Here is a 26,109-nt window from a genome sequence, read left to right as displayed (position 1 = left end):
GCGACGGGAGGTGACGGCGTCCGTCAGTCCAGCAGCCCCGGTTCGCGCACCGATTCCAGCAGGGCGGCCAGCCGGGCCGTGTCGGCCGCCGTCCAGTCCGGCGGCCGGGTGATCTCGGCCCAGGCGCTCGTCGGCATCGTGCCGTACCGGTGGCCGTACCCGTCCGGCACGCTGTCCGCGCCGGCCAGGTCGCACGCCACTTGCCAGAACGTCAGCAGCGGGTACCAGCGCATCGCCGGGGAGACGTCCCGGGCGCGGGGCCGCTCCAGCCAGTCCGGCTCGTTCAGGGCGAGGGCGGGTGACCACCAGACGACGGGGTCGGAGCCGTTCTGGAGATAGACCGCGCGGGGCTCGCCCCAGGGCGCGGGAGGGATGCCGTAGTCCGCCGGTACCTGCGCGAAGCGCACCTGCGCGCCGTCGCCGACCACCGGGCGCCACTCGGGGCTGCCTGGCTGCCGCTGAGCGGTGATCCTCTTCCACAGCGGGTTGTCGTAGGTCGGGCCGACGAACAGCGCGCCCCCGGTCTCCGAGGTGAGCCGGGCCAGGGAGCCGTCGACGGCGGACTCCATGGAGAAGGAGCCGAGGCTCTCGCCGTAGACGACCAGCCGGGGCCGGGAATCGGCCGGGAGGGTGCGCCACTTGTCGTAGACGGCGGTGAACAGGGCGCGTCCGGTGGCGGCGGCCTCGTCCTCGGTGAGCGCGGAGACCCAGCTGGGCAGGTAGGAGTACTGCAGGGCGACCTCGGCGGTGTCACCGCCCCACATGTACTCCAGGGGTTTGCTGCCCTGGTCGTTGATCCAGCCGGTGCCGGTGGTGCCCATCACGGCGAGGACCTTCCGGGAGAAGCCGCCGGTGCGTTCGAGTTCGCGTACGGCGAGATCGGCGCGCTCGCCGACGGTGCCGGCGGTGCGCAGTCCGACGTAGACGCGCACCGGGTCCTGGGCCGGGCGGCCGGTGAAGGCGCTGATGTCGGCGCGGGTGGTGGCCGTACCGACGAAGTCGCGGCCCCGGGCGCCGAGGGTGTCCCAGGGCGCGGCGGACCGCGGGCTCCCGGACAGGGTGGACAGGCCGGGCTGGTGGACGCCCACGGCGGTGCCCTGGTCGGCCAGGGAGGCCGCGCTCTCGATCGCGTCCAGCGCCCCGCGCAGCAGGAAGCCCTGGACGACGCCGACGATCACGAACGCGGCGACGGCGACCCCGACGGCGCGGGCGAGCGGGCGCGGGATCTGCGCGCCGAGCGGGCGGGCCACGAGGCGGGTGCCGAGCCGTACCGCACGGCCGGTCAGGAGCAGCAGCGCGGCGACGAGGGCGGCGACGAACGGGACCAGCGCCCACTGCCACCAGACCACCTGGGGAGGCAGGCTCACCGCGCGGCGCACCTCGCCCTCCCAGCGGACGCTCCAGGCCGTCACGGCGACCACCGCGGCCGCCCCGAGCACCCCGAGGGCCGCCCGGAGGATCCTGCGGACCCGCGGCCGGACCCGGAACCCGGCCCAGCGCAGCAGGAAGCGGGCGAGCGTCTCCAGGACGGCGCCGACCGCGTAGCCGACGACCGCCGAGACACCGGCGACGAACCCCTGGAGCCACCAGGCGCGCGGCAGCAGGGAGGGCGTGAGGGACAGGCAGTAGCACAGGACCGCGACGACGACCCCGCACCAGCACGGCCGCCGCCGGATCACCCGGCCGGAGCCCGCCGTATGGCGGCGCATCCACTCCGTCACCCGACGGGGCCAGTCCCTCGTACGATTCATAGCCTTGCCCACAACACCCACGTGGCCACCTCGGGACCACGATCGGCCACCGTGCGCGCGACCGCATCCGGAGGGCCGCCGGGCCCCTCGCCGCGGACGGCACGAGGTGCGGGGCGGTACGGGATGTCCCATCGTGGTGGGCATGGCCCAGGCCCAGACGACCGAGAGTCCGCGTTCCTCGCCGTCTGCGGCCGAGCTGACGCTGCCCACGCTGACCGCGATGGTGGTCGGTTCGATGACGCGCGACACCACGTGCTGGCGGGGGGCGGCCCGGCACGTGGTCGTCGCCGGGATGCCCCGGCTGCGGTCCGCGATGCGCCTCGACACGGTGTTCACCTTCGCCGACCGGGACCTGGTGACCCTCTGTCCGGCCATCGTGGACGGGGTGCACGCCTTCTCGCTGCGGCCCGCCGACCGGGCGCCCGGCATCGAGCTGACCGACGAGGGCACCGGCACGTTCGTCGACGTGGTGGCCAAGGCGCCGGGTCTGCCGGAGCTGCGCGTGGTCGAGACCGGCGGCGACGTCTACGCCTCGGAGCGCCAGCAGTGGGACAGCGGCAACAACGCGGTCGCCCTGGAGCCGGGCGTGGTCGTCACCTACGACCGCAACACCCGGACCAGCACGCTGCTGCGCAAGGCGGGCGTCGAGGTCATCACCATCGTCGGCGCCGAACTGGGCCGGGGGCGCGGCGGCGGGCACTGCATGACCTGCCCGCCGCTGCGCGACCCGGTCGAGTTCTGACGCCGCCGGACGCGGCCGTGCCGATGCCGCGGCTCCCCACGCGGGCCGCCCTCGTCCTGGTGGTCGCCGTGCTGGTGGCGGTCAACCTGCTGGACAACCGCTTCGCCAGGTCCTGGACCCTGCTCACCGCGGTCGTCGCCTCGGCGGCCCTGGTGGCACTGCTGTTCTGGGCCGGAGGCGACCGGGCCGAGCTGGGACTCGGCCGGAACACCTGCGCGGACGGGCTGCGTTGGGCGGTCGCGCTGACCGGGATCGTCGCGGCGGTCTATCTGTGCGGGGCCCTGCTGCCGGTCACCCGCGGGCTGTTCGCGGACCAGCGGACCGATGCGCTGAGCGGGCCGCAGGTCGCCTTCAAGGCGCTGGTCGCGGTGCCGGTGGGAACCGTACTGCTGGAGGAGATCGCCTTCCGTGGAGTGCTGTTCGCGCTGCTGCGACGGCTGCGCACGGCGACGACGGCCGCCGTCCTGTCCTCCGTGCTGTTCGGCCTCTGGCACATCCTGCCGTCACTGAACCTCGACGAGGACAAACCGACGCTGGGTTCGGTCTTCGGGCACTCGGTCCTCGGCACCGTCCTCGTGGACGTCGGGGCGGTCCTGTTCACCGCCGTCGCGGGCTGCCTGCTGTGCTGGCTGCGCGACCGCAGCGGCTCCCTGCTGGCACCGATGACCCTGCACTGGGCGGTCAACGCACTGGGTTACACGGTGGGATTCCTGCTGCGCTAGGTGTATTGATCACGAACGTCGGAGCGCGGAGGCCGACGGCGCGGTCCGTGGCGGAGCCCGGCGCACCGGCGGGTGCCGGATCGGGCAGACTCGCCGCATGGAGACTGCCGAGTATCTTCAGATCCTTGACCGGGAGGGCCGGTCACTGGCCGCCGCCGCCGAGGCGGCCGGCCTCGACGCCGACGTGCCGGCCTGCCCCCACTGGCGGGTGCGCGACCTGCTGCGGCACACGGGGACCATCCACCGGTGGGCCACCGGTTTCGTCGCCGACGCCGAGTCCGGACCCCGGCCGATCCCGGATCCGCCGGACCTCGACGGCACCGACCTGACCACCTGGTTCCGGGACGGCCACCGCGTTCTCGTCGAGACCCTGGCCGATGCGCCGCGGGACGTGACGTGCTGGACCTTCCACCCGGCACCCGTCCCCTCGCCCCTCGCCTTCTGGATGCGCCGCCAGGCCCACGAGACGACCGTGCACCGGTACGACGCCGAGGCCGCCCGGGGCGGTCCGGTCTCCCCCGTCGCCACGGACTTCGCGGTCGACGGTATCGACGAACTGCTGCGCGGCTTCCACGCCCGCCCCCGCAGCCGGGTCCGTTCCGAGTACCCGAGGGTGCTCCAGGTGCGCGCCGCCGACCGGGACCACGCCTGGACGGTACGGCTGTCATCGGAACCGCCGGTCACGGAGGTCGGCGCACTCCCCGGCGCGATGACCGAACTCTCCGGCCCCGCCGACGAGTTGTACCTGGCGCTGTGGAACCGGATTCCGGTGCCGAAGGTGACCGGCGACCAGGAACTGGCCGACCTGTGGCGGACCAGGTCCGGCATCTGACCGCCGCCGTACTCCTCAGCCCGCCAGCATCCGGGTGAGCACCGCGCGCTGCACGGGCAGTACCTCGCCGTGCAGCGCGCGCCCCTTCCCGGTGAGCGCCACCCGCACGCCCCGCCGGTCCTCCGGGCACATGGTCCGCTCGACCAGGCCGTCCTTCTCCAGCCGGGCGACCAGCCGGGACAGCGCGCTCTGGCTCAGGTGCACCCGCTCGGCGATCTCCTGGACGCGGTAACTGCAGCCGCCGTCCTCCGCCGCGCCGTCGGAGAGCAGGTCGAGGACCTCGAAGTCGCTGGCGCACAGGCCGTGGCCGTGCAGGGCGCGGTCGAGTTCGCACTGGGTGCGGGCGTGCAGGGCGAGGATGTCCCGCCACTGCTCCGCGAGTGCCCGCTCGGGCGTGTTCGCCGACATTCCGGCACCGTAGCAGAGAAGCGCAATTGTTGCACCGTAATTAAATGCTCTTGCATTCGATGCATGTGCATGTAGTGTCTGTGGGCATGACCTCTCCGCTCACCGCTCCTGCCCCCGAGGGACGCTGGACTCCCCGCCTCTGGGGCACCCTGCTGGTGCTCTGCGCCGCCATGTTCCTGGACGCCCTGGACGTCTCGATGGTCGGCGTCGCCCTTCCCTCGATCGGCTCCGACCTGCAGCTGTCGACCTCCACGCTGCAGTGGATCGTCAGCGGCTACATCCTCGGCTACGGCGGTCTCCTGCTCCTCGGCGGCCGGACCGCCGACCTGCTCGGCCGCCGTCAGGTGTTCCTCGTGGCCCTCGGCGTCTTCGCCCTCGCGTCCCTGCTCGGCGGCCTCGTCGACTCGGGGCCGCTGCTGATCGCCAGCCGTTTCATCAAGGGGCTCAGCGCGGCCTTCACCGCCCCGGCCGGCCTCTCGATCATCACGACCACGTTCCCCGAGGGCCCGCTGCGCAACCGCGCCCTCGCCATCTACACCACGTGCGCCGCCACCGGCTTCTCCATGGGCCTGGTGCTGTCCGGCCTGCTCACCGAGGCCAGCTGGCGCCTCACCATGCTGCTGCCCGCTCCCATCGCCCTGATCGCGCTGGTCGCCGGCCTGCGGCTGCTGCCGCGCAGCACACGCGAACGCGACCACAACGGCTACGACATCCCCGGCGCGATCCTCGGCACCGCCTCCATGCTGCTGCTGGTGTTCACCGTCGTGGAGGCCCCGCAGGTGGGCTGGGCCTCGGCCCGCACCCTGCTGTCCTTCCTCGCGGTCGCCGTCCTGCTGACCGTCTTCGTCCGCGTCGAACGCCGCTCCCCCGGCCCCCTCGTCCGGCTCGGCGTGCTCCGCTCCGGCAGCCAGGTCCGCGCCCAGCTCGGCGCCGTCGCCTTCTTCGGTTCCTACGTCGGTTTCCAGTTCCTGACCACGCTGTACATGCAGTCGCTGCTCGGCTGGTCGGCCCTGCACACCGCGCTGGCCTTCCTGCCCGCGGGCGCGCTCGTGGCCGTGTCCTCGACCAAGGTCGGCGCGATCGTCGACCGCTTCGGCACCCCGCGGCTGATCGCGGCGGGCTTCACGTTCATGGTCATCGGCTACGCCCTGTTCCTGCGCGTCGACCTCGACCCGTCCTACGCCGCGGTGATCCTGCCGTCGATGCTGCTGATCGGCGCGGCCTGCGCGCTGGTCTTCCCCTCGCTCAACATCCAGGCCACCAACGGGGTCGACGACCACGAGCAGGGCATGGTCTCCGGGCTCCTGAACACCTCCGTGCAGGTGGGCGGCGCGATCTTCCTGGCCGTCGTGACGGCCGTCGTCACCGCGGGCGCCCCGGCGCACGCGACTCCGCAGGCCGTGCTCGACAGCTACCGCCCCGGCTTCATGGTGGTCGCCGGCGTCGCCCTCGCCGGACTCCTGATCACGCTGACCGGGCTGCGCACCAGGCGCTCCGGACAGAGCGTGGTGATCGCCAGGTCCACCTCCCTGGAGGCGGAGCGCGTGTCCGTGCGCGACTGACGCGCGGCTCAGGGGGACGCCTCCCCCGTGTGCCCGGCGGAGCCGCTTGCTCCGCCGGGCACACCTCCGGGACACTGCGGAGATGACGAGCCACGGCGGACGGCGCGGTCAGGCGGAGCGGGACGCGATCACCGTCGAGATCGGATACGCGCTGTGCAGCGCGATGTTCGCGGCGGTCGTGGTTTTCGGGGCGGTGGCCGGGCCGGCCCTGCTCTTCGATCTCCCCGGTCTCCTCGAACGTGCGCTGCCACCGGCGGGCGCGGCACTGGCCACGGTGGTGTTCTTCGCCCGGGTCGTCGCCGTACTGGTCCGCTTCCGGAGGTCTCAGCCCAGCCAGCCCGGCCTGACCAAACCCGACTCGTAGGCCAGCACGACCAGTTGGGCGCGGTCCCGGGCGCCCAGCTTGACCATGGCGCGACTCACGTGGGTCTTGGCGGTAAGCGGGCTGACCACCAGGCGCCGGGCGATCTCCTCGTTGGACAGGCCGATGCCGACCAGGGCCATCACCTCCCTCTCGCGGTCGGTGAGCCGGGCGAGGGCGTCGGCTGCGGCCGGCTCCTTGGAACGGGCCGCGAACTCGGCGATCAGCCGCCGCGTCACCCCCGGCGACAGCAGCGCGTCACCGCCCACCACCGCCCGGACCGCGCGCACGAGTTCCTCCGGCTCGGTGTCCTTCACCAGGAACCCCGAGGCGCCGGAGCGGATCGCCTCGAAGACGTACTCGTCCAGCTCGAACGTCGTCAGCATGACGACCCTGACGTCCCTCAGCTCCTGCGCGCCGGTGATCCGGCGGGTCGCGGCCAGGCCGTCGAGCCGCGGCATGCGGATGTCCATCAGGACGACGTCGGGACGGAGTTCGCGCACCTTGCGCAGCGCCTCCTCGCCGTCCGCCGCCTCTCCGGCGACCTCCACGTCCGGCTGCGCGTCGAGCAACGCCCGGAAGCCGGCCCGCACCAGCGACTGGTCGTCGGCGAGCAGTACCCGGATCATCGTTCCTCCCGGTCGGTCGAGGTCGGACCGGTTGCGTACGGGGTCCGGCCCGGTCGGGCCGCCAGGGGTTCCGCTGCGGTCAGGGGCAGGACGGCGAGCACCCGGAAGCCGCCGTCGGCGCGCGGGCCCGCCTCGATCGTGCCGCCCAGCGCGGCCGCCCGTTCCCGCATCCCGGCCAGCCCGTTCCCGCTGCCGCCCGCGTCCGCGTGGGTCGCCGGACCGTCGTCGTCGATCCGCAACCGCAGCTCCCCGCCGCCGTGTTCGAGCCGCACGCGCGCGTGCCGGGACCCCGAGTGCCGTACGACATTGGTCAGCGCCTCCTGCACGATCCGGAAGGCGGCCAGGTCGGCGCCCGGCGGCAGCGACGGCGGCTCTCCCTCCACGGCCACCGTCAGTCCCGCGCTCGCCGCCTGTTCGACCAGTTCGGGCAGCCGCCCGAGGCCGGGGGCGGGCGCGCGGGGCACGTCTCCGGGTGCGCGCAGGGTGTCGAGGACCTGGCGCACCTCGCCCAGCGCCTCCTTGCTCGCCGCCTTGATGGTGGTGAGCGCGGTCCGGGCCTGCTCGGGGTCCGCGTCCAGCAGCGCCAGGCCCACCCCCGCCTGGACGTTGATCACGGAGATGCTGTGCGCGAGCACGTCGTGCAGTTCGCGGGCGATCCGCAGCCGCTCGGCGTCCGCCCGCCGTCTGGCCGCCTGCGCCCGGTCGGCCCGCTCCCGCGCCCACTGCTCACGGCGCAGCCGGACCAGCTCCGCCACCGAGACGATGATCAACACCCAGGTGGCGGCGATCAACTCCTGGCCCGCGTTCGCCCCCGAGTCGCCCGGCGGAGGCAGCACGCGGTACAGCCAGAGCGAGATCAGCAGGTGGCCGCCCCACAGCATCCCTACGGCCGCCCACGCGGCCCGGCGGCGCCCCGCGACGACCGCGCCGAAGCAGGCCACCGCGACGGCCGCGAAGACCGGACCGTACGGGTAGCCGGCCGCGAGGTAGCCGAGGGCGAGCGCCGACGTGCCGAACACCACCGGCACCGGGTGCCGGTGCCGCCACAGCAGCAGCGCGCAGGCGGCCAGGAGCAGCAGGCGGCCGTAGACGTCGAGCGGCTCGCGGTGGGGCTGCGCGTGGGCGGCGAAGTTCGAGCCCGCCAGCACCAGCACGGTGAGGGCGACGGTGGTGCCCCACGGCAGCCTGCCGCGCGGCGGCTCGCCCGTGCGGTCGTCGTCGCCGTGCGGCCATGGTGGTCCGTACCGCCACCACCGCGCGGGGCCGCGCTCCCGTTCCCGCTGCTCGTCCATGTCCGCCACGCTAGACGGCACCGGCCCGCACGAGCGTCGGCCAGGCGGGGTGATCACACGTACTCCCGGCGGAGTAGGCCGCCGGGCGGGGTGGAGCGGGCCGGTTTCGTGCGGAAGGGTGCCGTGCGGTGGCGTGGGGTGCGTTGGCGGTGGCGTGCGCTGCGTTGGCGGGGGCGTGCGGTGCGGCCGGTCAGCGGCCGGAGGCCAGTTCCGCGACCTCGGCGTCGAAGAGCCGCTCGGGGTCGAAGCCCATGCCCGTGAACTGGCCGGCGAGTTCCAGGGAGAGCACGCCGTGCACCCGTGTCCAGAACGCCAGCGCCCGGCGCAGGACATCGGGCGAGGCGGGGTGGTCGCCCGCCCATTCGCGGTGCTGGGCGAGGTGCGCGGTGAAGCCAGGGGAGGCAGGCGCCTCGGGCTCGGCCGTCGCGCACACGTCGAGCAGCGCGCCCATGATCTCCTGGGCGATGGCGGTGATGTCGTCGGGCGCGTGATATCCGGGCACCGGGGTGCCGTAGACGAGGAAGTACCGCTGGGGATCGTCGAGCGCCCAACGGCGCAGGGCCCGCGCGAGGCCTTCGACGCCGGCCCGTGCCTCGGCAGCGGTGCGGAAGGTGTCGGCCAGGCCTCGGTAGGCGTCCCTGATCAGCTCGGTGATCAGCTCGTCCCGGCTGCCGAAGTACCGGTAGAGGGCCGGGCCGCTCATGCCCAGTTCCTTGGCGATCGCGTTCAGGGACAGGCCCGACGCGCCGGACTTGGCGATCTGCCCCCAGGCGCGCGCCTTGATGTCGGCCCGCACCTGGCTCCGGTACCGCTCGCGGGGGGTCACTGCTTCTGCCGCCATGACCTGCACGCTCCTTTCGCTTGCGCAGCTGACGCCTGACTCGTACCTCGTAAGGGCCATTCCGTCCGTTTCAACCTATCACTTCCGAGATGGCATCTAACGGAAAGTTCCGACGCCGCGCGAAGCTACGGCTTGACACCATCACTAGTGGCCGTCATTTTAGTTATAGCTTCTAACGCAAGCGAGTACCTCTCCAGTCCGCGACTGCATCTACGCAGCTGTACCACAGGGAGACCGTCATGGAGGTCGTCATGGATTTCGCAGGAAACACCGCACCCCAGAGCTCCACCCCCACCACCGGCAAGGGCAAGGGCACCGGCAGCGGCACCGGGCTGGTCGAGGTGGTCCTGCCGGGTGTCGTGGAACCCGAGGGTCTGCGGATCCGGCACGGGGAGGTCCCCGTTCCGGGCGCCGGTCAGATCGTCGTCCGCATGGAGGCGACCGGCGTCTCCTTCGCGGAGCAGCAGATGCGCCGCGGCCGGTACTACGACCAGCCGCCGTTCCCCTTCGTCCCCGGCTACGACCTGGTCGGCACGGTGCTCACGGCCGGTGAGGGCGTCACGCCCGGACTCGTCGGCAGGCGGGTGGCGTCCCTGGTCAAGGTGGGCGGCTGGGCCAGTCACGTCGTGCTCGACGCGGCCGACGCCGTGGAGGTACCGGCCGGCATAGGCGCGGCGGAGGCCGAGACACTGGTCGTCAACGGGATCACGGCCTGGCAGATGCTGCACCGCAAGGCCAGGGTGCGGCCCGGCGGCACGATCCTGGTGCACGGCGCCAACGGCGGGGTCGGCACGGTCCTCGTCCAGCTCGCGCGCGCCGCGGACCTGCGCGTGATCGGCACGGCCTCGGCCCGTCACCACGACGCGCTGCGCGAGATGGGCGTCACCCCGGTCGACTACCGGGCCGAGGACGTCCCGGCACGCGTCCGCGAACTGGCTCCCGGCGGCGTCGACGCCGTCTTCGACCACCTCGGCGGCCGCAGCGTCGTCGACTCCTGGAACCTGCTCGCCCCGGGCGGCACCCTCGTCGCCTACGGGAGCGCCACCACGCGGGACGACTCGGGTTCCAAGCAGTTGCCGGTGCTGAAGATCCTGGGCCGGGTGTGGCTGTGGAACGCGCTGCCCAACGGCCGGCACGCGTGCTTCTTCAACGTCTGGGAGGGCAGCGCCCTCGCCAAGGACCGGTTCCGGGCCCGGCTGAACGCCGACCTCACCCAGGTGTTCGAGTCCTTCCGGCGCGGCGAGGTCACCGCCCGCATCGCCGCCCTGCTGCCCCTGACCCGGGCCGCAGAGGCCCTGCGGCTCGCCGAGTCCGGGACGGTCGCGGGCAAGATCGTGCTCGTCCCGGAGGACGGCGCGGGCACGACGGCCACCCCGGCGCCCTGACCTCCCAGCTACGGGAAGACCAGACCCACTCCGTGGGCGAGCTGTGCGGCCGCGTGCCGGAAGAACCGGTCACGGTCCTCCACGACCCCCTTGAACTGGCCGAACAGTTCGAATCCGACCAGCCCGAACAGCTGCGCCCAGGCCGCCGCCATGGCCACGGCCACCTCCGGAGGCAGGCCCGGCATCAGCTCGTCGGCCATCCGGCGGGCCTCGGGCGCGAGTTCGGCCGGCACGGGGGTACGGGCCAGACCGCGCCGCCCGAACGCGTCGTGCAGGATACCGATCAGCACGAGGGCGACCCGGGCGGCCGGCTGGATGGTGGTGTCCGGGGCCGAGTAGCCGGGCACCGGGGAGCCGTAGATCAGCGCGTACTCGTGGGGGTGCGCCAGCGCCCAGCGGCGCACCGCCTCGCACACGGTGACCCAGCGCTGCGCGGGCGCGGCACCGGCGTCGACGTCGGCGGCGTGCGCGGTCTCGGCGGCCTCGCCGAGGGAGTCGTAGGCGTCGATGATCAGCGCGGTGAGCAGGTCGTCCCGGCTCGGGAAGTAGCGGTAGAGCGCCGAGGAGACCATGCCGAGTTCGCGCGCGACGGCGCGCAGCGACAGCTTGGGAGCGCCTTCGGCGGCGAGCTGTCTGCGCGCCTCGTCCTTGATGGCCGCGGTGACTTCCATCCTGGCTCGCGCGCGGGCGCCCTGTGTGGTGGTCATGCGGAGCAGTCTGTCATGCATCCGGAGCAGTGCACACGTTCCGGAGCGGTGCACGCGTTCTGGAGCGGTGCACTCGTTACGGAGCGGCGCACACGTTGCGGGGCCGCCGCCTGCGGACTGCCACCCCTCCCCCACCCAAGCGCACCGCACACAAACCAGTGCACCGCACAAAAAAGAGAGCACCGCTCTTGCTTTAGAGCGCCGATCTCCCCCACACTGAAGCCAACCGAGAGCACCGCTCTCTCAAACCGTGGGGGTCATCATGTCGACATACGTCCAGAAGCCCGGCTGGTTCACCGTCAAGATCCTCAACCAGGCCGTGGGCTGGCTCACCGGACGCGGCATCAGCATCTGGGGCTCCCGCGTCCTCGCCGTCCGCGGACGCAAGAGCGGGGAGTGGCGGACCACCCCCGTGAACCTGCTGACGGTGAACGGGGAGCGGTACCTGCTCGCACCGCGCGGCCACGTCCAGTGGACCCACAACATGCGCGCGGCCGGCGGCGGCGAACTGCGGCTCGGCAAGAACGTGGACGTCTTCACCGCAACCGAGGTCGCCGACGACGACAAGGTCGAGCTGCTGCGGGCCTACCTGAAGCGCTGGAAGGCCGAGGTCGGGGTCTTCTTCAACGGGGTCGGCGCCGATTCTCCCGACGCCGACCTGCGACGTATCGCCCCCGACCACCCGGTCTTCCGGATCGCCGTCACGAAGTGACCGACCCCTGCGAGTCCGTCTCGTCCCGCTCGTCCCGCTCGTCCGCGTCGGCCTCGTCAGGCTTCGCCTGGGCCGCGGGCTCCGGGGCGAAGGTGGTGAGGGCGCGCTGGGCCAGCGGGTGGGAACGGACGAGTTCGCCGAGGGAGGTCCGGCCCTGGGTGATCTCCTTGAACGCGCGCCAGGCGGGACGGAAGCCGGTCAGGGCCGCGTGGAACAGGCCGGGCCTGCGCTCGAACACCGCGAGCATCCGCTTGCCGACGCTCATCTCGACACCGAGGCCCGCCTTGACGGCGAACGCGTAGTTCAGCGCCTGACGGCGGGCGTCCACGGCGTCGTGGGCCTCGGCGATCCGCACCGCCCACTCCCCCGCGAGCCGTCCCGAGCGCAGCGCGAAGGAGATGCCCTCGCGGGTCCACGGCTCCAGGAGGCCGGCCGCGTCACCGCACACGAGCACCCGGCCCCGCGACAGCGGCGAGTCGTCGGCGCGGCAGCGGGTCAAGTGGCCGGAGGAGATGCTGGGTTCGAAGCCGGCGAGGCCGAGCCGGGCGATGAAGTCCTCCAGGTACCGCTTGGTGGCCGCGCCTTCGCCGCGCGCCGAGATCACGCCGACGGTCAGCGTGTCGCCCTTGGGGAAGACCCAGCCGTAACTGCCGGGCATCGGGCCCCAGTCGATGAGCACCCGGCCCTTCCAGTCCTCGGCGACCGTCTCGGGTACCGGGATCTCCGCCTCCAGGCCGAGGTCCACCTGGTCGACCTTGACCCCGACGTGGGCGCCTATCCGGCTGGCACTGCCGTCGGCGCCGACCACGGCACGGGCCAGCAGGGTCTCGCCGCCCTGGAGCACCACGGCGACCGTGCGCCGGTCCGGGACGGCCGAGCCGTGCTGCTCGACGCGCGTGACGGTGGCCCCGGTGCGCAGTTCGGCGCCCGCCTTCTGGGCGTGCTCGACCAGCTGCTGGTCGAACTCGGGCCGGTTGATCAGCCCGAACATCATCTGCTTGGAACGGCGGGTGCGGGTGAAGCGGCCGTTGTTGGAGAAGGTGACCGCGTGCACCCGGTCCTTGAAGGGAAGCTCGAAGCCGGGCGGGAGCGCGTCGCGCGAGGGCCCGATGATGCCGCCGCCGCACGTCTTGTAGCGGGGCAGCTCGGCTTTCTCCAGCAGCAGCACGCGCCGTCCAGCGACCGCCGCCGCGTAGGCCGCCGACGCACCCGCGGGCCCCGCGCCCACCACGACGACGTCCCACACCCGCTGCATGTCGTCCGCCGAAGAATTCTCACCGCTCACGATGGTCCGCTGCTCCGATCAAGCCGTAGAAGCCGTAAGTGCCGTATGCCCTATCAAGCCATAGATGCCGTACGACCCGTGGGTCGGGGTCGAACCCTGTCCGTCCGCAGCCGGGCACCTACCACCTGTCCCCCCGCATCCTACGGCGGCGATCACCGCAGGCCGCTGTGGGAGGATCGGTGCACTCACCCAGTTCAACGTCGCACCCACGAGGAGCGTGCCCATGTCGTCCAATCCGGTCGCCGAGACCGTCGCCGCCCTGATGCCCAGGGCCAAGGCGGAGCTCGCCGAGCTGGTGGCCTTCAAGTCGGTGGCGGACTTCGCCCAGTTCCCCAGGAGCGAGAGCGAGGGCGCCGCGAACTGGGTCGCCGACGCGCTGCGCGCCGAGGACTTCGTGGACGTCGCCGTGCTGGACACCCCGGACGGCACGCAGTCGGTGTACGGCTACCTGCCGGGCCCCGAGGGTGCCAAGACCGTCCTGCTGTACGCGCACTACGACGTGCAGCCGCCGCTGGACGAGGCCGCCTGGACCAGCCCGCCGTTCGAGCTCACCGAGCGGGACGGCCGCTGGTACGGCCGCGGCGCCGCGGACTGCAAGGGCGGTGTCCTCATGCACCTGCTGGCGCTGCGCGCGCTGAAGGCGAACGGCGGCGTCCCGGTCCACGTCAAGGTGATCGCCGAGGGCTCGGAGGAGATGGGCACCGGCGGTCTGGAGCGGTACGCCGAGCAGCACCCCGACCTGCTGACGGCGGACACGATCGTCATCGGCGACGCCGGCAACTTCCGCCTCGGCCTGCCGACGGTGACCACGACCCTGCGCGGCATGACCATGCTCCGGGTCCAGATCGACACGCTCCAGGGCAATCTGCACTCCGGGCAGTTCGGCGGTGCCGCCCCGGACGCGCTGGCGGCGCTGATCCGCGTGCTGGACTCGCTGCGCGACGAGGACGGTTCGACGCGTGTCGACGGGCTCGCGCCGGCGTCGGGCTGGGAGGGGCTGGAGTACGGCGAGGAGCAGTTCCGCACGGACGCGAAGGTGCTGGACGGCGTCGGCCTGATCGGCGGCGGCTCGGTCGCCGACCGCATCTGGGCGCGTCCTGCGGTCACGGTGCTCGGCATCGACTGCCCGCCCGTGGTCGGCGCCACGCCGTCGGTGCAGGCGAGCGCCCGTGCCCTGGTCAGCCTCCGGGTGCCGCCGGGCGTGGACGCGGCCGAGGCGAGCAAGCTGCTCCAGGCCCACCTGGAGGCGCACACGCCGTGGGGGGCCCGGGTGCGGACCGAGTCGGTCGGTCAGGGGCAGCCGTTCCGTGCCGACACCAGCAGCCCGGCGTACCAGGCGATGGCCGACGCGATGACGGCCGCCTACCCGGGCGAGACGATGCAGTACGCGGGTCAGGGCGGCTCCATCCCGCTGTGCAACACGCTGGCGAGCCTCTACCCGGACGCCGAGATCCTGCTGATCGGGCTGAGCGAGCCGGAGGCGCAGATCCACGCGGTCGACGAGAGCGTGTCGCCGCAGGAGCTGGAGCGCCTGTCGGTGGCGGAGGCGCTGTTCCTGCGGAACTACGCGGCGGGCTGACCTCTCGCCCCGGCGGTACAAGCGCCCGGCGGGGCGGATTCTCCTTGCAGGGCCTGTGACGGGCTCCGGCGGCCGGCCGGGGCCCGTCCGTCGTTTCCGGCGGGCTCGCGGCAGCCGTTTCGGGTGTTCCGTGCGGCGGGTCGCTCCGGGTTCGGGGTGCTCCGGCCGCGCCTTGCCGACCTTAATCGAACGAACTAGTCTGTTCGATTAAGGAGGCGAGGTGATGGCGACGCAGTTCAGGAAGACGAAGTCCGAGGAGCGGATCCTCACCGCGGCGGCCGAGCTGTTCTACGCGAACGGGCTCCGCGGCGTGGGCGTGGATCAGGTCATCGTGGCGTCGGGCGTGTCGAAGTCGACGCTCTACGCGCACTTCCGCACCAAGGAAGAGCTGGTCACGGCGTACCTGCGCCGTACCGACGGCTCCTGGAGGGCGCAGTTGCGGGCGGCGGCGGAACGCGTCGGTGACGATCCAGCGGAGCAGCTCGTCGGGCTGTTCGACGCGTTGACGGACGCCTTCGACCGGCACGGTTTCCTCGGGTGCCCGTTCGTCAGCGCGGCGGTCGAGGCCGATCCGGACTCCGAGGCCCGGGCCGTCACCGTCGAGCACACCCGGCGCCGCCAGGAGTGGCTGACCGAGCTTTGCCGTCAGGCCGGCGCCGGTGATCCGGACGGGCTGGCGCGCGGGATCGGGCTCCTCGTGGACGGCGCTCTGGCCTCCGGCCGCCTCCTCCAGGACCGCGCCGTCGTGAGCGCGGCGAAGTCGGCGGCGCGCGCGCTCGTGGCCGGTCACGTCTGACCGCGACCGCCTCCCACCGGACCGGCCCGCGCCGGTCTTCTTCCGTTCCCCACAGCAGGCAGAAAGAGGCGCAGCCATGCGCGCAGCGGTCCTGGAGGAGTTCGGCTCTCCGCTGGTCCTCAGAGACGTCGACCAGCCCGTGGCGGGCCCGGGCCAGGTACTGGTCAAGGTGAAAGCCAGCGGTGTGAACCCGCTGGACGCCAAGATCCGGGCCGGGCGCGCCGATCACGCCCGGCGGACGCTTCCGGCGATCCTCGGCCTGGACCTGGCCGGAGTGGTCGCGGAGATCGGCGCCGGCGTCGAGGGCCTCGCACCCGGGGACGAGGTGTTCGGCATGACGGGCGGCGTCGGCGACCTGCCGGGCTCCCTCGCCGAGTACGCGGCGGTCGACGCCCGGCTGCTCGCCCGCAAGCCGTCCGCGCTCGGCATGCGCGAGGCCGCCGCCCTGCCCCTGGTCTTCATCACGGCCTGGGAAGGGCTGGTCGACCGGGCGCGTGTCAGCGCCGGGCAGCGGGTCCTCGTGCACGGCGGAGCGGGCGGGATCGGTCATGTGGCCGTGCAGATCGCCCGTGCCCGCGGCGCCGAGGTCTTCGCCACCGCGTCCACCTCGCGGCTGGACGTCCTCGGGCGGTTGGGCGCCACGGCCATCGACCGCACCACCACGACCGTGGACGAGTACGTCGCCGAGCACACCGGTGGCGAGGGCTTCGACGTCGTCTTCGACACCGTCGGCGGCGCGGTGCTCGACGCGTCCTTCACCGCGGTCCGCACCGGTACGGGGCACGTGGTGAGCGCCCTGGGCTGGGGCACCCACAGTCTCGCGCCGCTCAGCTTCCGCGGGGCGAGCTACTCCGGGATCTTCACCCTGCTGCCGCTGCTGACCGGGCGCGGGCGGGAGCACCACGGGGAGATCATGCGCGAGGCCGCGGCGCTCGCCGACACCGGGATGCTCCGGCCGCTGCTCGACCCCCGCCGCTTCACGCTCGCCGACGTCACCGACGCGCACGCCGCCGTGGAGAGCGGCACCGCCCAGGGCAAGATCGTGATCGACGTCGGCTGACACGGGCCCTCCGGGGCGGCGCCGAGGCGGTTCTCTGCTGTCGGCAGACATCCCTCGCCCCAGGACGGGGCCGCTGCCTACCGTCGGGACATGGACGTCGTCGAACTCCTCCCGTGCCTGCACCTGTTGCGCTTCCCCGTGGGCCAGGCCTACCTGTGGCGCGACCCGGACACCGGAGACTGCACGCTGGTGGACACGGGCCCGCCCGGTTCGGGCCGGCCGATCGCCGACGCGCTCACGGCACTGGGCCGGTCGCCGTCGGCGGTACGGCGGATCGTCCTCACCCACTTCCACGAGGACCATGTCGGCGGTGCCGCCGAGCTCGCCGCGCTGAGCGGCGCCGAGGTGCTGGCCCACCGCCTGGACGCTCCGGTGATCCGCGGCGAACTGCCGGGGGCGCCACCGGTGTTCGAGGACTGGGAGCTGCCCGTCCACGCCGCGGCGGCCGCGTTGCTGCCCGCCGGCGGGCCGGTCGCTCCGGCCGAGGTGGCGGAGCTCTCCGACGGGGACGTGCTGGACTTCGGCGGGGGCGCCCGCGTGGTGCACGTCCCCGGGCACACCCATGGCAGCATCGCTCTCCATCTGCCCTCGCACGGTGTGCTGTTCACCGGGGACACGGTGGCGGCGGCGCCGGGGACGGGCGCGGTGATGCCCGGGGTGTTCAACCTCGACCGGGTTCGGACGATCGCGTCCCTGCGGCGGCTGGCCGGGCTGGACTCGGAGGTCGCCTGCTTCGGCCACGGTGATCCGGTGACCTGGCATGCGTCACGGGCGCTACGGGCCTGCGTGGACGGCCAGGAATCGGCGCGGTGAGCGGGCGCCATGGCCGGGCACCCGTGCGCTGCGGCACCGGCCGCACCGGTCCGCGGGCTCCTGCCTCGCCGGGCGGCGACGAGCCGGCCGGGCCGGTTCGCGCGAGGTGAGCACGGGCCGCTGGGCGGGTGTCAGCCCACCGGGACGCCGGCTTCCAGGTAGAGCGCCGCACCGCGCTCGCGGGCCCGCAGGGCCCACCGCAGCCGTTCGTAGCGGACCGGGGGCAGGAGTTCGGCGGCCTCCTGCTCGGTGACGAAGCGCCAGCCGCGCAGTTCGGGCCCCGGCAGCACCAGCCTCCCGGCCTCGGCGGAGTCCAGCCTGCCTCCGTCGAAGAGCAGCCGCAGGCCGCCGTAGCGGGGCGGTACGGGCCGCTCCCAGTCGACGACGAGGAGTCCCGGTACCGTCTCCAGCCGTATCCCGGTCTCCTCCGCGACCTCGCGCACGCCCGCCTGCGCGGGAGCCTCGCCGGGCTCGACGACGCCGCCGGGGAACTCCCAGCCGGCCTTGTAGGTGGGGTCGACGAGCAGGAAGCGGTCCTCCTCGTCGAAGAGGAGCACGCCGGCCGCGAGGGTCTCCGCGCTGGGCTCCGGGGTCTGCACGATCTCGCAGACGGCCGCGGCGCCGCTGCCGACCGCCTCGGCGATGTACACGGCCGTCTCGTAGGGCGTGAGGGCGCTGGTGTCGACGAGATGGGCGTCGGCGGCGATCCAGGAGGCGAGGGCGGCGCGGTAGGGCTCGATGCGGTCGTAGGACCACTGGCGGACGCGCATCTCGCCGTCGGGCAGGTCGCGCGGGATCTCCCGCCCGGCTATTCGCTCCCGCAGGATCGTTTCGGCCGGGGTGAGGCACAGGTGTCGGACGGCGATCCGGCGGGCGGCGAGACCGCCGAAGATCTCGTCGCGGTACTCCTGGCGCAGCAGGGTCATGGGAACGACCAGGGTCCCGCCCAGTTCGGCCAGCATCGCGGCCGCCGTGTCGATCACCAGGCGCCGCCAGATCGGCAGAGCCTGGAAGTCGCCGGCCTCGGCGAGCTGTTTGGCCGGCAGCAGGTGTGTCAGTGCCCCGCCGATGACCTCGGGGTCGAAGAGCGTGCTGTTCGGGATCAGTTCGATCAGTTCACGTGCGGTGGCGCTCTTCCCCGCACCGAACGCACCGTTGACCCAGACGATCACGGACTCCCCCTCTTCTGTTGGCCCCCTGAGGCTTGCCCGCTCCACACTGCCACGGAAACCAGTTCCCGTTGAGGGCGCGCCGAACGGAGGCCGGTGATCCCCGGACGGAAACACCGGTCCCGTCGTCCGCTCCCGTCCCGGCCGGGTTACTCCTGGCCCAGGAAGTCCTGGTCGGTCTGGAAGCTGTCCTCGCCGATGAGGTGGCCGACATGCTCCAGGGTGTCCGAGATGTGCAGGTCGTCGAGCGGACCGTCGGTGGCGGCGTGCGAGGGGGTGACGGCGGCCACGACGAATCCGGTGGCCAGGCTGGCGATGGCGAGCATGCTGCGCTTCTTCATGCCTGTCTCAACTGCGCGGACGGCCCGGGGTCACGGGCCCACCCACGAGGGGAGCAACGCGCCGCACGGGGACCGGGCGGCGACGCCGGCCACGGCACGGCCGACAGCGGGAGGCCGCGTCGTCCACGGGTGCGGAAGGCCGTGCGCATCCGCCGTACACCTCGGCCGGACATCGGATGACCCGCTCGGGCACTTCACAGCTCCCGCCTGCGGGCCCCAGAGCGGGCTCAGCCTCCGCACACCGTCTCTCGACGCCGGCATTCAACACAACCCAACGGGCAGGAAGGCCCCTTGACACCCACCAGGAGTCCTGACAGGTCTTCAGGAAGACCGGAACAACCCCTACCGCTCCTCTTCCAACACAGCCGAACAGCTCCTACCATAAGCGCGCACCGATGACGCCCACCTGTCGTCATCCCACCTTTCGCGAGTCGGAGGAACGTAATGATGCGTCACCCTCACACCCGCACAACCCGCAGAAGAGTGGTCGGAGCACTGATCGCGGCGGTGCTGGGCACGACCGGCCTCGCCGCACCCGCGGCCGCCGGCGGCGCGACCGGCTCGACCGGCTCGGCAGCACCGACCGACGGCCTCGCCCTCACCCCCCCGATGGGCTTCAACAACTGGAACTCCACGCACTGCGGCGCGGACTTCGACGAGACCATGGTCGAGGGCATCGCGGACCTCTTCGTGGCGAAGGGCCTCAAGGACGCCGGCTACCGGTACGTCAACCTCGACGACTGCTGGGCCCTGCCGAGCCGTGACGCGGACGGCAAGCTGGTCCCGGACCCCGCCCGGTTCCCGCACGGCATCAAGGCGGTCGCCGACTACGTGCACGCCAAGGGTCTCAAGCTCGGCATCTACACCAGCGCGGGCACCAAGACCTGCAACGACGCGGGCTTCCCGGGCGCGCTGGGCCACGAGTACAGCGACGCGCGGCAGTTCGCGGACTGGGGCGTCGACTACCTCAAGTACGACAACTGCAACAACCAGGGTGTCGACGCCAAGCAGCGCTACCTGACGATGCGGGACGCGCTGCGGGCGACCGGGCGGCCCATCGTCTACAGCATCTGCGAATGGGGCGAGAACAAGCCCTGGGAGTGGGCGTCGGACGTCGGCCAGCTCTGGCGCACCACCGGGGACATCAGTGACAGCTGGGGCTCGATGCTGTCGATCCTGAAGCAGAACCTGCCGCTCGCGCCGTACGCGGGCCCCGGGCACTGGAACGACCCGGACATGCTGGAGGTCGGCAACGGCGGCATGACCGACACCGAGTACCGCACGCACTTCACGATGTGGTCGATGATGGCCGCCCCGCTGCTCATCGGCACCGACCTGCGCAAGGCCTCCCCGGCGACCTTCGACATCCTGGACAACAAGGAGGTCATCGCCGTCGACCAGGACCCGCTCGGCAAGCAGGGCACGGTGCTCTCCTCGGCGGGCGGACGCTGGGTCGTCACCAAGGAACTCACGGACGGCGGCCGCGCGGTGGCCCTGTTCAACGAGTCCGGCTCCCCGCAGCGCATCGCGACCACCGCGACGGCGGCCGGTCTCCCGCAGGCGCCCGCCTACACTCTGCGCGACCTGTGGCGGCACAAGAGCTACAACACCGCGGGCACCGTCTCGGCGGTGGTCCCGGCGCACGGCACCGTCCTGTTCCGGGTCGCCGCCGACCGGCACTGGGCGGCGCACCCGCCGGCCGTCGAACTCGGCCTGGACGGGAGCCGGTTCATCGAGCCGGGCCGGACGGCCGCCCTCACCACGTCGGTCACCGATCTCGGCCGCACGACGGCCCGGAAGGTCTCCGTGGCGCTCACCGGCCCCCAGGGCTGGACCGTCACCCGGACCTCGCCGAGCAGGACCCCGGCACTGCCCACCGGCCTTGCCCTGCGCACCGGTTGGCGGGTGACCCCGCCGCCCGGAACGCTCAAGGGGTCGTACGACCTCGCTCTCACCGCGCGTTACCGGTCGCCTTCCGGCGCGAGGGAGGAGAGCACGACGACGGTCACGACGACTGTCGCCGACCCGCCGCCCGCCGGCACCTCCTACCTCAGCGACCTTCCGTGGCTGTCGGCCGACAACGGCTGGGGTCCGGTGGAACGCGACACCAGCAACGGGGAGACCGCCGCGGGCGACGGGCATCCGATCACCATCGGCGGGGTCGTGTACGCCAAGGGGCTCGGCACCCACGCCCCGAGCCAGGTCGACTACTACACCGGCAAGGCGTGCGGGAAGGTCACCGCCGACGTCGGCGTGGACGACGAGGAGGGCGCCGCCGGCAGCGTCTCCTTCGAGATCTGGGCGGACGGCACGAAGGTCGCCTCGACCGGCGTGCTGACCACGGACATGGCCGCGCGGCCGCTCACCGCCGACGTCACCGGCGCCGAGGTGGTCAGTCTCGTCGTCACCGACGGCGGCAACGGCGTCACCTCCGACCACGGCGACTGGGCGGACGCGCGGATCACCTGCTGACGCCCGCGGCCCGGGCATCCGCCCGGCGCCCCGAGCGGCCCGGTCGGCCGGACCTGAACCCCGGCCGACCGGGCCTGAACGTTCCTGCCGGGCTGTGGCGGACGGCTCAGACGCCGGCCGCGGTCACGTCCGTGCCCGTCCGGGTCAGCGCGGCAGCGGCGGCCCCCACCAGGCCCGCGTCCGTGCCCATCTGGGCGGGTACGACCGTCAGGCGCCGCACGAAGGAGAGCGTCGCGTAGTCGGTGAGCGCCTTGCGCAGCGGGGTGAAGAGGATGTCGCCCGCCTTGCCCACTCCGCCGCCGATCACCGCGATGTCGATCTCGACCAGGGTCGCGGTGGCCGCGATCCCGGCGGCCAGCGCCTGTGCGGCCCGCTCGAAGGACGCGACCGCGACCGGGTCGCCGGCCCGGGCCGCCTCCGCGACCGCCGCCGCCGAGGTGTCGCCGTCGGGACCCGGCAGCCAGCCGCCCTCCAGCGCGCGCCGGGCGATGTTGGGCCCGCTCGCGATGCGCTCCACGCAGCCCCGCGAACCGCAGGGACAGGGGTCGCCGTCGAGGGCCACGCTGATGTGACCGATGTGGCCGGCGTTGCCGGTGGGCCCGGGGTGCAGCCTGCCGCCGAGCACCAGGCCGCCGCCGACACCCGTCGACACCACCATGCACAGCGCGTTGTCGTGGCCGCGGGCCGCGCCCTGCCAGTGCTCGGCGGCCGTGATGGCGACACCGTCGCCGATCAGCTCGACCGGCAGCCCGCCGGCGGCCTCCCGCACCCGCTCGACGAGCGGGAAGTCGCGCCAGCCCGGCACGTTGACCGGACTCACGGTGCCGGCGGAGGCGTCCACCGGTCCCGCGCTGCCGATCCCGAGCGAGCCGGCCCGTCCCCACAGAGGTGAACCGGCGAGTTCGCCGACCACCTCCGCGACGGCACCCATGACCGTCTCGCCGTCCTGCTGGGCGGGCGTCGCGCGCTGGGCGCGCGCCTGGATCCGTCCGTGACCGTCCACCAGAGCGCCGGCGATCTTTGTGCCGCCGATGTCGAGGGCCGCCACGAGGTCGGTGTGCATCAGAGTCAGATCTCCCCGTCAACCATGAATAGCCGAGTGAAAAGGCAGCCGTCCAGCGGTGGGGGCGCGGGCCGGAGATTGCGGTGGACAGTCTCCCCCGCATCTGACAACGTTGTCCAGGCTCTATGCTCGACGCCACATCCTCATACAAACCCATGGACCTGTGCATCCCCCGTGGACAACAGGAATCCCACCGTGGACGACAGGACAGGACGCCGCATCGTGCCCGAGACCTCCCGCCGCGCAGACCGTCTTCCCGGCTCCCGTTACGGGACCCGGCCGACGATGAAGGACGTGGCTGCGCGCGCCGGTGTCGGCCTGAAGACGGTGAGCCGGGTGGTCAACGGCGAGGCGGGGGTGACGCCGGACACCGAGCGCCGGGTCCAGGAGGCGATCGACGCGCTCGGCTTCCGCCGCAACGACAGCGCGCGGGTGCTGCGCAAGGGCCGTACCGCCAGCATCGGTCTGGTCCTGGAGGACCTCGCCGACCCGTTCTACGGCCCGCTCAGCCGTGCCGTGGAGGAGGTGGCACGGGCCCACGGCGCGCTGCTGATCAACGGCTCCAGCGCCGAGGACCCCGAGCGCGAGCAGGAGTTGGCGCTCGCGCTGTGCGCGCGGCGGGTGGACGGGCTGGTGGTGATCCCGGCCGGTGACGACCACCGGTACCTGGAGCCGGAGATCAGAGCGGGCGTGGCCACGGTGTTCGTGGACCGTCCGGCCGGGAAGATCGAGGCCGACGTGGTGCTGTCCGACAGCTACGGCGGTGCCCGGGACGGGGTCGCCCACCTGATCGGGCACGGGCACCGCCGGATCGGCTTCATCGGTGACATGCCCCGGATCCACACGGCAGCCGAGCGGTTGCGCGGCTACCGGGCCGCGATGGAGGACGCCGGCATATCCGTGGAGCCGGCGTGGACCTCGCTCGGGGTGACGGACCCGGAGCGGGTGCGCCGGGCCGCCGAGGAGATGCTGTCCGGGCCCGCTCCGGTCACGGCGATCTTCGCGGGCAACAACCGGGTGACGGTCACCGTGATCCGGGTCCTGGCCGCGCTCTCCCGTCCGGTCGCACTGGTCGGCTTCGACGACATCGAACTGGCCGATCTGCTGCACCCGGGTCTGACGGTCGTCGCCCAGGACGCGGCCCTGCTCGGCCGTACGGCCGCGGAACGCCTCTTCCGCCAGCTGGACGGCACGCTCCTGGCGCCGGAGCGCATCGAAATCCCGACCCGGCTGGTCACCCGCGGCTCGGGCGAGCTGCCGCCCTCGGAGTGAACGGCGCGTGACCGGTCGTACGCTCGCGGAGCTGGGTCTCGACCGGGCGCCGCGCGACCATCCGCTGGCCTATCCCGGGCTCTGGCCCGCCGACTCCGGGCTCCTCGACGGAGACCGCCTGTTGCCGCTGGAGCGGCTGGTGCCCGACGACGGCCGGGTGCCGGTGCTCGCGGTCGGCTCCAACGCCTCTCCGGCCCAACTCCGGCACAAGATGGCCGAGTCCGGGGTGGCCGGGCCGATCCCGATGGTCCGCACCCAGGTCACCGGAGTCGACGTGGGCGTCTCCGCGCACGTCAGCCGCCTGGGTTACGTCTCGGCGGCGCCGCTGCGATCCCCGGCGTCGGTGAGGGAGTTGTTCGTCGTCTGGCTGGACGGGCCGCAGCTGGAGGTGATCGACGCGAGCGAGGGCGTGCCGCTGCCCGGCGGCAACTTCGGCCGGGCCTGGCTGCCCGCCCCGCACGTCCGCGTCGCGGTCGCGGACGGCACCGAACTGCCGGGCGTGCACGCCTACGTCAACCGGCACGGTGTCCTGCACGACGGCACCGGCGCGCCCCGCCGGCATCCCGGCCAGCGCGCCCTCCTCGCCGGACTCCTGCGGGAGTCGGCGGAGTTGAGGAAGCTGTTCGGTGCCACGCCGGAGGAGTTCTGTGCCCGTGCCCGGGCCGACGCCGGGCTGTGCCGGCGGGCGACCCGGCTGTTCGCCGAGCAGCGGTGGGCGGTCCCGTCGGGGCTGGAGGAGTACCTGCGGTGAGGACGGGCCTCCCGGCTTTCCCGGCGCGGGATGCCCGGCCGGCCGGTGCCGTCACCGAGGTGAGGACGCGCCGGCCGTCGCGCGTCAGCCGGAGACCGTCAGGTCGCCGCGCCGGGGTGCCGCGAAGCCCTCCAGGTCGGCGCGGGTGAGTCCGCTCAGCCGGGCCACCTCGGCGATGTCGAGGGCGCCGCAGTCCAGGCCCCGCAGCAGGTAGCCGCTGAGGGCCTTGGCGGTGGCCGGTTCGTCCATGACGTCGCCGCCGGTGCGGTGGGCGTACCGGGTGAGCCGGGCGGCGGCCCGCTCGAAGCCCTCGCGGTAGAAGGCGAAGACGGCCGCGTACCGGGTCGGGATGTGTCCGGGGTGCATGTCCCAGCCCTGGTAGTAGGCGCGGGCCAGGGCGCGCCGGGTGAGGCCGTAGTGCAGCCGCCAGGCGTCGTGGACCTTCGCGGTGGGGCCGACCGGGAGCACGTTGGTGGAACCGTCCGACACGCGTACTCCGGTGCCGGCGGCGGCGACCTGCATGACCGCCTTGGCGTGGTCGGCGGCCGGGTGGTCGCTTGCCTGGTAGGCGGCGGAGACGCCGAGGCAGGCGCTGTAGTCGAAGGTGCCGTAGTGCAGTCCGGTGGCGCGGCCCCCGGCGGCCTGGATCATCCGGGCGACGGTGGCGGTGCCGTCGGTGGCGAGGATGGACTGGCTGGTCTCGATCTGGATCTCGAAGCCGATGCGGCCCGGTTCCAGCCCGTGCGTCTTCTCGAAGGCCTCCAGGAGCCGGACCATCGCGGTGACCTGTTCGGGGTAGGTCACCTTGGGCAGGGTCAGCACCAGGCCCGCGGGCAGTCCGCCGGCCGTCATCAGGCCGGTGAGGAAGATGTCCAGGGTGCGGATGCCCCGGTCGCGCACCGCGGCCTCCATGCACTTCATCCGGATGCCCATGTAGGGCGCCGCCGTGCCCTCGGCGTACGCCTCGGCGATCAGCCGGGCCGCGCGGGCCGCCGCCTCGTCCTCCTCGGCGTCGGGCCGCGGGCCGTAGCCGTCCTCGAAGTCGACGCGCAGGTCTTCGATCGGTTCGCGCTCCAGCTTGGCGCGGACCCGGGAGTGGACGGGCTCGGCGAGTTCCTCGGACAGGCCGAGGACGGCGGCGAACGAGGCGGCGTCGGGGGCGTGTTCGTCCAGGGCCGCGAGTGCCCGGTCGCCCCAGGTACGGACGGTGTCGGCGGTGAACGCGTCGCCGGGGACGTAGACGGTGTGCACGGGCTGGCGGGTGCCGGGGTCGCCCGGGTAGCGGCGCTCCAGTTCGGCGTCGACCGGCGCGAGGGAGGCGCTGATCTCCTCGCTGACGGCGCCCGCGAGACTCGTCGCCACCTGCTCCTGCTGGCCCTGGCCCATCCCAACACCCTCCTGTTTTCCACTGTACGGAATCAACAATCCGTTGAATGAAGTTATCCGGGCGCCTTCCGGATGGTCAACACCATGTCCACGGTGCGACACGCCCCCATCTGGGCATGTTCACGCTCGCCTCACTCCTGGGTAGCACACTCCTCGCGAAGGACTCGCCTCACACCTG

At 73.0% G+C, this 26,109-nt stretch carries 24 protein-coding genes and 1 pseudogene; 14 read left to right on the top strand and 11 right to left on the bottom strand.

What is annotated here, in order from left to right; genetic code table 11:
* Positions 1–23 precede the first annotated feature (23 nt).
* Entirely contained in the window at positions 24–1,709 is a 1,686-nt protein-coding gene (locus ACIRQ9_RS16440) for an alpha/beta hydrolase (RefSeq protein WP_404172805.1), read from the bottom strand.
* Between the two features lie 301 nt (positions 1,710–2,010).
* On the opposite strand from ACIRQ9_RS16440, the pseudogene ACIRQ9_RS16435 reads away from it, so the two are divergent.
* The 3 genes and pseudogenes from ACIRQ9_RS16435 to ACIRQ9_RS16425 all read left to right on the top strand — a co-directional run.
* A pseudogene (locus ACIRQ9_RS16435) lies at positions 2,011–2,493 on the top strand (arginine deiminase family protein); the annotation flags it as partial.
* Positions 2,494–2,516: 23 nt separating this feature from the next.
* Positions 2,517–3,215: a CPBP family intramembrane glutamic endopeptidase gene (locus ACIRQ9_RS16430; protein ID WP_404173200.1), complete on the top strand. Its 699-nt coding sequence runs from the start codon at positions 2,517–2,519 to the stop codon at positions 3,213–3,215.
* 97 nt (positions 3,216–3,312) lie between these two features.
* Positions 3,313–4,047, top strand: a complete 735-nt coding sequence (locus ACIRQ9_RS16425; protein WP_404172802.1) for a maleylpyruvate isomerase family mycothiol-dependent enzyme — start codon at positions 3,313–3,315, stop codon at positions 4,045–4,047.
* A 15-nt stretch (positions 4,048–4,062) separates the two neighbouring features.
* Here ACIRQ9_RS16425 and ACIRQ9_RS16420 read toward each other — a convergent pair whose 3' ends face one another.
* Positions 4,063–4,455, bottom strand: a complete 393-nt coding sequence (locus ACIRQ9_RS16420; protein ID WP_404172799.1) for a MarR family winged helix-turn-helix transcriptional regulator — start codon at positions 4,453–4,455, stop codon at positions 4,063–4,065.
* A gap of 86 nt (positions 4,456–4,541) precedes the next feature.
* Here ACIRQ9_RS16420 and ACIRQ9_RS16415 point away from each other — a divergent pair, with 86 nt between their 5' ends.
* Both ACIRQ9_RS16415 and ACIRQ9_RS16410 read left to right on the top strand, forming a co-directional pair.
* Positions 4,542–6,017, top strand: coding sequence for an MFS transporter (locus ACIRQ9_RS16415; RefSeq protein WP_404172796.1), 1,476 nt, complete (start codon positions 4,542–4,544; stop codon positions 6,015–6,017).
* Positions 6,018–6,099: 82 nt separating this feature from the next.
* Complete coding sequence (locus ACIRQ9_RS16410; protein ID WP_404172793.1) at positions 6,100–6,381, top strand: DUF6332 family protein; 282 nt, start codon at positions 6,100–6,102, stop codon at positions 6,379–6,381.
* On the opposite strand, the gene ACIRQ9_RS16405 is transcribed toward ACIRQ9_RS16410, so the two are convergent.
* From ACIRQ9_RS16405 to ACIRQ9_RS16395, 3 genes are all read right to left on the bottom strand, one after another.
* Positions 6,342–7,007, bottom strand: a complete 666-nt coding sequence (locus ACIRQ9_RS16405) for a response regulator (RefSeq protein WP_404172790.1) — start codon at positions 7,005–7,007, stop codon at positions 6,342–6,344. The genes ACIRQ9_RS16410 and ACIRQ9_RS16405 overlap by 40 nt on opposite strands.
* The gene (locus ACIRQ9_RS16400; protein ID WP_404172788.1) at positions 7,004–8,299 is read right to left on the bottom strand and encodes a sensor histidine kinase; all 1,296 of its coding nucleotides are present in this window, start codon (positions 8,297–8,299) and stop codon (positions 7,004–7,006) included. Before ACIRQ9_RS16400 ends, ACIRQ9_RS16405 begins: the two co-directional genes overlap by 4 nt.
* A gap of 190 nt (positions 8,300–8,489) precedes the next feature.
* Positions 8,490–9,140, bottom strand: coding sequence for a TetR/AcrR family transcriptional regulator (locus tag ACIRQ9_RS16395; protein ID WP_404172785.1), 651 nt, complete (start codon positions 9,138–9,140; stop codon positions 8,490–8,492).
* Positions 9,141–9,391: 251 nt separating this feature from the next.
* On the opposite strand from ACIRQ9_RS16395, the gene ACIRQ9_RS16390 reads away from it, so the two are divergent.
* Positions 9,392–10,525 (top strand): medium chain dehydrogenase/reductase family protein, encoded by a 1,134-nt coding sequence (locus ACIRQ9_RS16390; RefSeq protein WP_404172782.1) that lies wholly within the window; start codon positions 9,392–9,394, stop codon positions 10,523–10,525.
* An 8-nt stretch (positions 10,526–10,533) separates the two neighbouring features.
* Here the strand turns inward: ACIRQ9_RS16390 and ACIRQ9_RS16385 are convergent, their stop codons facing one another.
* Positions 10,534–11,232: a TetR/AcrR family transcriptional regulator gene (locus ACIRQ9_RS16385; RefSeq protein WP_404172779.1), complete on the bottom strand. Its 699-nt coding sequence runs from the start codon at positions 11,230–11,232 to the stop codon at positions 10,534–10,536.
* 262 nt (positions 11,233–11,494) lie between these two features.
* On the opposite strand from ACIRQ9_RS16385, the gene ACIRQ9_RS16380 reads away from it, so the two are divergent.
* Positions 11,495–11,944 (top strand): nitroreductase family deazaflavin-dependent oxidoreductase, encoded by a 450-nt coding sequence (locus ACIRQ9_RS16380; protein WP_404172776.1) that lies wholly within the window; start codon positions 11,495–11,497, stop codon positions 11,942–11,944.
* On the opposite strand, the gene ACIRQ9_RS16375 is transcribed toward ACIRQ9_RS16380, so the two are convergent.
* A complete protein-coding gene (locus ACIRQ9_RS16375) occupies positions 11,934–13,229 on the bottom strand; it encodes a geranylgeranyl reductase family protein (protein WP_404172774.1) in 1,296 nt (431 codons plus the stop codon). The genes ACIRQ9_RS16380 and ACIRQ9_RS16375 overlap by 11 nt on opposite strands.
* 223 nt (positions 13,230–13,452) lie before the next feature.
* Between ACIRQ9_RS16375 and ACIRQ9_RS16370 the strand changes: the two genes are divergently transcribed.
* The 4 genes from ACIRQ9_RS16370 (at position 13,453) to ACIRQ9_RS16355 (ending at position 17,477) form a co-directional block, all read left to right on the top strand.
* A complete protein-coding gene (locus tag ACIRQ9_RS16370; RefSeq protein ID WP_404172771.1) occupies positions 13,453–14,808 on the top strand; it encodes a dipeptidase in 1,356 nt (451 codons plus the stop codon).
* 223 nt (positions 14,809–15,031) lie between these two features.
* On the top strand, positions 15,032–15,604 hold the full coding sequence (locus tag ACIRQ9_RS16365) for a TetR/AcrR family transcriptional regulator (RefSeq protein WP_404172768.1): 573 nt from the start codon (positions 15,032–15,034) through the stop codon (positions 15,602–15,604).
* A gap of 76 nt (positions 15,605–15,680) precedes the next feature.
* Entirely contained in the window at positions 15,681–16,664 is a 984-nt protein-coding gene (locus ACIRQ9_RS16360; protein ID WP_404172765.1) for a zinc-dependent alcohol dehydrogenase family protein, read from the top strand.
* Positions 16,665–16,754: 90 nt separating this feature from the next.
* Complete coding sequence (locus tag ACIRQ9_RS16355) at positions 16,755–17,477, top strand: MBL fold metallo-hydrolase (RefSeq protein ID WP_404172762.1); 723 nt, start codon at positions 16,755–16,757, stop codon at positions 17,475–17,477.
* Between the two features lie 131 nt (positions 17,478–17,608).
* On the opposite strand, the gene ACIRQ9_RS16350 is transcribed toward ACIRQ9_RS16355, so the two are convergent.
* Positions 17,609–18,649 (bottom strand): NUDIX domain-containing protein, encoded by a 1,041-nt coding sequence (locus ACIRQ9_RS16350; RefSeq protein ID WP_404172759.1) that lies wholly within the window; start codon positions 18,647–18,649, stop codon positions 17,609–17,611.
* Between the two features lie 146 nt (positions 18,650–18,795).
* Entirely contained in the window at positions 18,796–18,987 is a 192-nt protein-coding gene (locus ACIRQ9_RS16345; RefSeq protein ID WP_404172756.1) for a hypothetical protein, read from the bottom strand.
* Positions 18,988–19,434: 447 nt separating this feature from the next.
* On the opposite strand from ACIRQ9_RS16345, the gene ACIRQ9_RS16340 reads away from it, so the two are divergent.
* Positions 19,435–21,459, top strand: coding sequence for an NPCBM/NEW2 domain-containing protein (locus tag ACIRQ9_RS16340; RefSeq protein ID WP_404173197.1), 2,025 nt, complete (start codon positions 19,435–19,437; stop codon positions 21,457–21,459).
* A gap of 106 nt (positions 21,460–21,565) precedes the next feature.
* Here the strand turns inward: ACIRQ9_RS16340 and ACIRQ9_RS16335 are convergent, their stop codons facing one another.
* Positions 21,566–22,522 (bottom strand): ROK family protein, encoded by a 957-nt coding sequence (locus ACIRQ9_RS16335; RefSeq protein WP_404172753.1) that lies wholly within the window; start codon positions 22,520–22,522, stop codon positions 21,566–21,568.
* 222 nt (positions 22,523–22,744) lie between these two features.
* On the opposite strand from ACIRQ9_RS16335, the gene ACIRQ9_RS16330 reads away from it, so the two are divergent.
* Positions 22,745–23,794 carry a LacI family DNA-binding transcriptional regulator gene (locus ACIRQ9_RS16330; RefSeq protein ID WP_404173194.1) on the top strand — a complete coding sequence of 350 codons (1,050 nt, stop codon included), beginning with the start codon at positions 22,745–22,747 and terminating at the stop codon, positions 23,792–23,794.
* 7 nt (positions 23,795–23,801) lie between these two features.
* Positions 23,802–24,545: a hypothetical protein gene (locus ACIRQ9_RS16325; RefSeq protein ID WP_404172750.1), complete on the top strand. Its 744-nt coding sequence runs from the start codon at positions 23,802–23,804 to the stop codon at positions 24,543–24,545.
* Between the two features lie 84 nt (positions 24,546–24,629).
* Here ACIRQ9_RS16325 and ACIRQ9_RS16320 read toward each other — a convergent pair whose 3' ends face one another.
* The gene (locus ACIRQ9_RS16320) at positions 24,630–25,931 is read right to left on the bottom strand and encodes a DUF6986 family protein (RefSeq protein WP_404172747.1); all 1,302 of its coding nucleotides are present in this window, start codon (positions 25,929–25,931) and stop codon (positions 24,630–24,632) included.
* Between the last annotated feature and the right edge of the window lie 178 nt (positions 25,932–26,109).

It is taken from the genome of Streptomyces sp. NPDC101237 (assembly GCF_044767465.1).
Lineage (GTDB): Bacteria > Actinomycetota > Actinomycetes > Streptomycetales > Streptomycetaceae > Streptomyces > Streptomyces gramineus.
This window is presented reverse-complemented; position numbering and strand designations above follow the sequence as displayed.

Excerpts from the sequence above, each read along its gene's own strand:
- ACIRQ9_RS16440 (WP_404172805.1), bottom strand. The coding sequence starts at position 1,709 with ATGCGCCGCCATACGGCGGGCTCCGGCCGGGTGATCCGGCGGCGGCCG.
- ACIRQ9_RS16430 (WP_404173200.1), top strand. The coding sequence starts at position 2,517 with ATGCCGCGGCTCCCCACGCGGGCCGCCCTCGTCCTGGTGGTCGCCGTG.
- ACIRQ9_RS16425 (WP_404172802.1), top strand. The coding sequence starts at position 3,313 with ATGGAGACTGCCGAGTATCTTCAGATCCTTGACCGGGAGGGCCGGTCA.
- ACIRQ9_RS16420 (WP_404172799.1), bottom strand. The coding sequence starts at position 4,455 with ATGTCGGCGAACACGCCCGAGCGGGCACTCGCGGAGCAGTGGCGGGAC.
- ACIRQ9_RS16415 (WP_404172796.1), top strand. The coding sequence starts at position 4,542 with ATGACCTCTCCGCTCACCGCTCCTGCCCCCGAGGGACGCTGGACTCCC.
- ACIRQ9_RS16410 (WP_404172793.1), top strand. The coding sequence starts at position 6,100 with ATGACGAGCCACGGCGGACGGCGCGGTCAGGCGGAGCGGGACGCGATC.
- ACIRQ9_RS16405 (WP_404172790.1), bottom strand. The coding sequence starts at position 7,007 with ATGATCCGGGTACTGCTCGCCGACGACCAGTCGCTGGTGCGGGCCGGC.
- ACIRQ9_RS16400 (WP_404172788.1), bottom strand. The coding sequence starts at position 8,299 with ATGGACGAGCAGCGGGAACGGGAGCGCGGCCCCGCGCGGTGGTGGCGG.
- ACIRQ9_RS16395 (WP_404172785.1), bottom strand. The coding sequence starts at position 9,140 with ATGGCGGCAGAAGCAGTGACCCCCCGCGAGCGGTACCGGAGCCAGGTG.
- ACIRQ9_RS16390 (WP_404172782.1), top strand. The coding sequence starts at position 9,392 with ATGGATTTCGCAGGAAACACCGCACCCCAGAGCTCCACCCCCACCACC.
- ACIRQ9_RS16385 (WP_404172779.1), bottom strand. The coding sequence starts at position 11,232 with ATGACCACCACACAGGGCGCCCGCGCGCGAGCCAGGATGGAAGTCACC.
- ACIRQ9_RS16380 (WP_404172776.1), top strand. The coding sequence starts at position 11,495 with ATGTCGACATACGTCCAGAAGCCCGGCTGGTTCACCGTCAAGATCCTC.
- ACIRQ9_RS16370 (WP_404172771.1), top strand. The coding sequence starts at position 13,453 with ATGTCGTCCAATCCGGTCGCCGAGACCGTCGCCGCCCTGATGCCCAGG.
- ACIRQ9_RS16365 (WP_404172768.1), top strand. The coding sequence starts at position 15,032 with ATGGCGACGCAGTTCAGGAAGACGAAGTCCGAGGAGCGGATCCTCACC.
- ACIRQ9_RS16360 (WP_404172765.1), top strand. The coding sequence starts at position 15,681 with ATGCGCGCAGCGGTCCTGGAGGAGTTCGGCTCTCCGCTGGTCCTCAGA.
- ACIRQ9_RS16355 (WP_404172762.1), top strand. The coding sequence starts at position 16,755 with ATGGACGTCGTCGAACTCCTCCCGTGCCTGCACCTGTTGCGCTTCCCC.
- ACIRQ9_RS16345 (WP_404172756.1), bottom strand. The coding sequence starts at position 18,987 with ATGAAGAAGCGCAGCATGCTCGCCATCGCCAGCCTGGCCACCGGATTC.
- ACIRQ9_RS16340 (WP_404173197.1), top strand. The coding sequence starts at position 19,435 with ATGCGTCACCCTCACACCCGCACAACCCGCAGAAGAGTGGTCGGAGCA.
- ACIRQ9_RS16335 (WP_404172753.1), bottom strand. The coding sequence starts at position 22,522 with ATGCACACCGACCTCGTGGCGGCCCTCGACATCGGCGGCACAAAGATC.
- ACIRQ9_RS16320 (WP_404172747.1), bottom strand. The coding sequence starts at position 25,931 with ATGGGCCAGGGCCAGCAGGAGCAGGTGGCGACGAGTCTCGCGGGCGCC.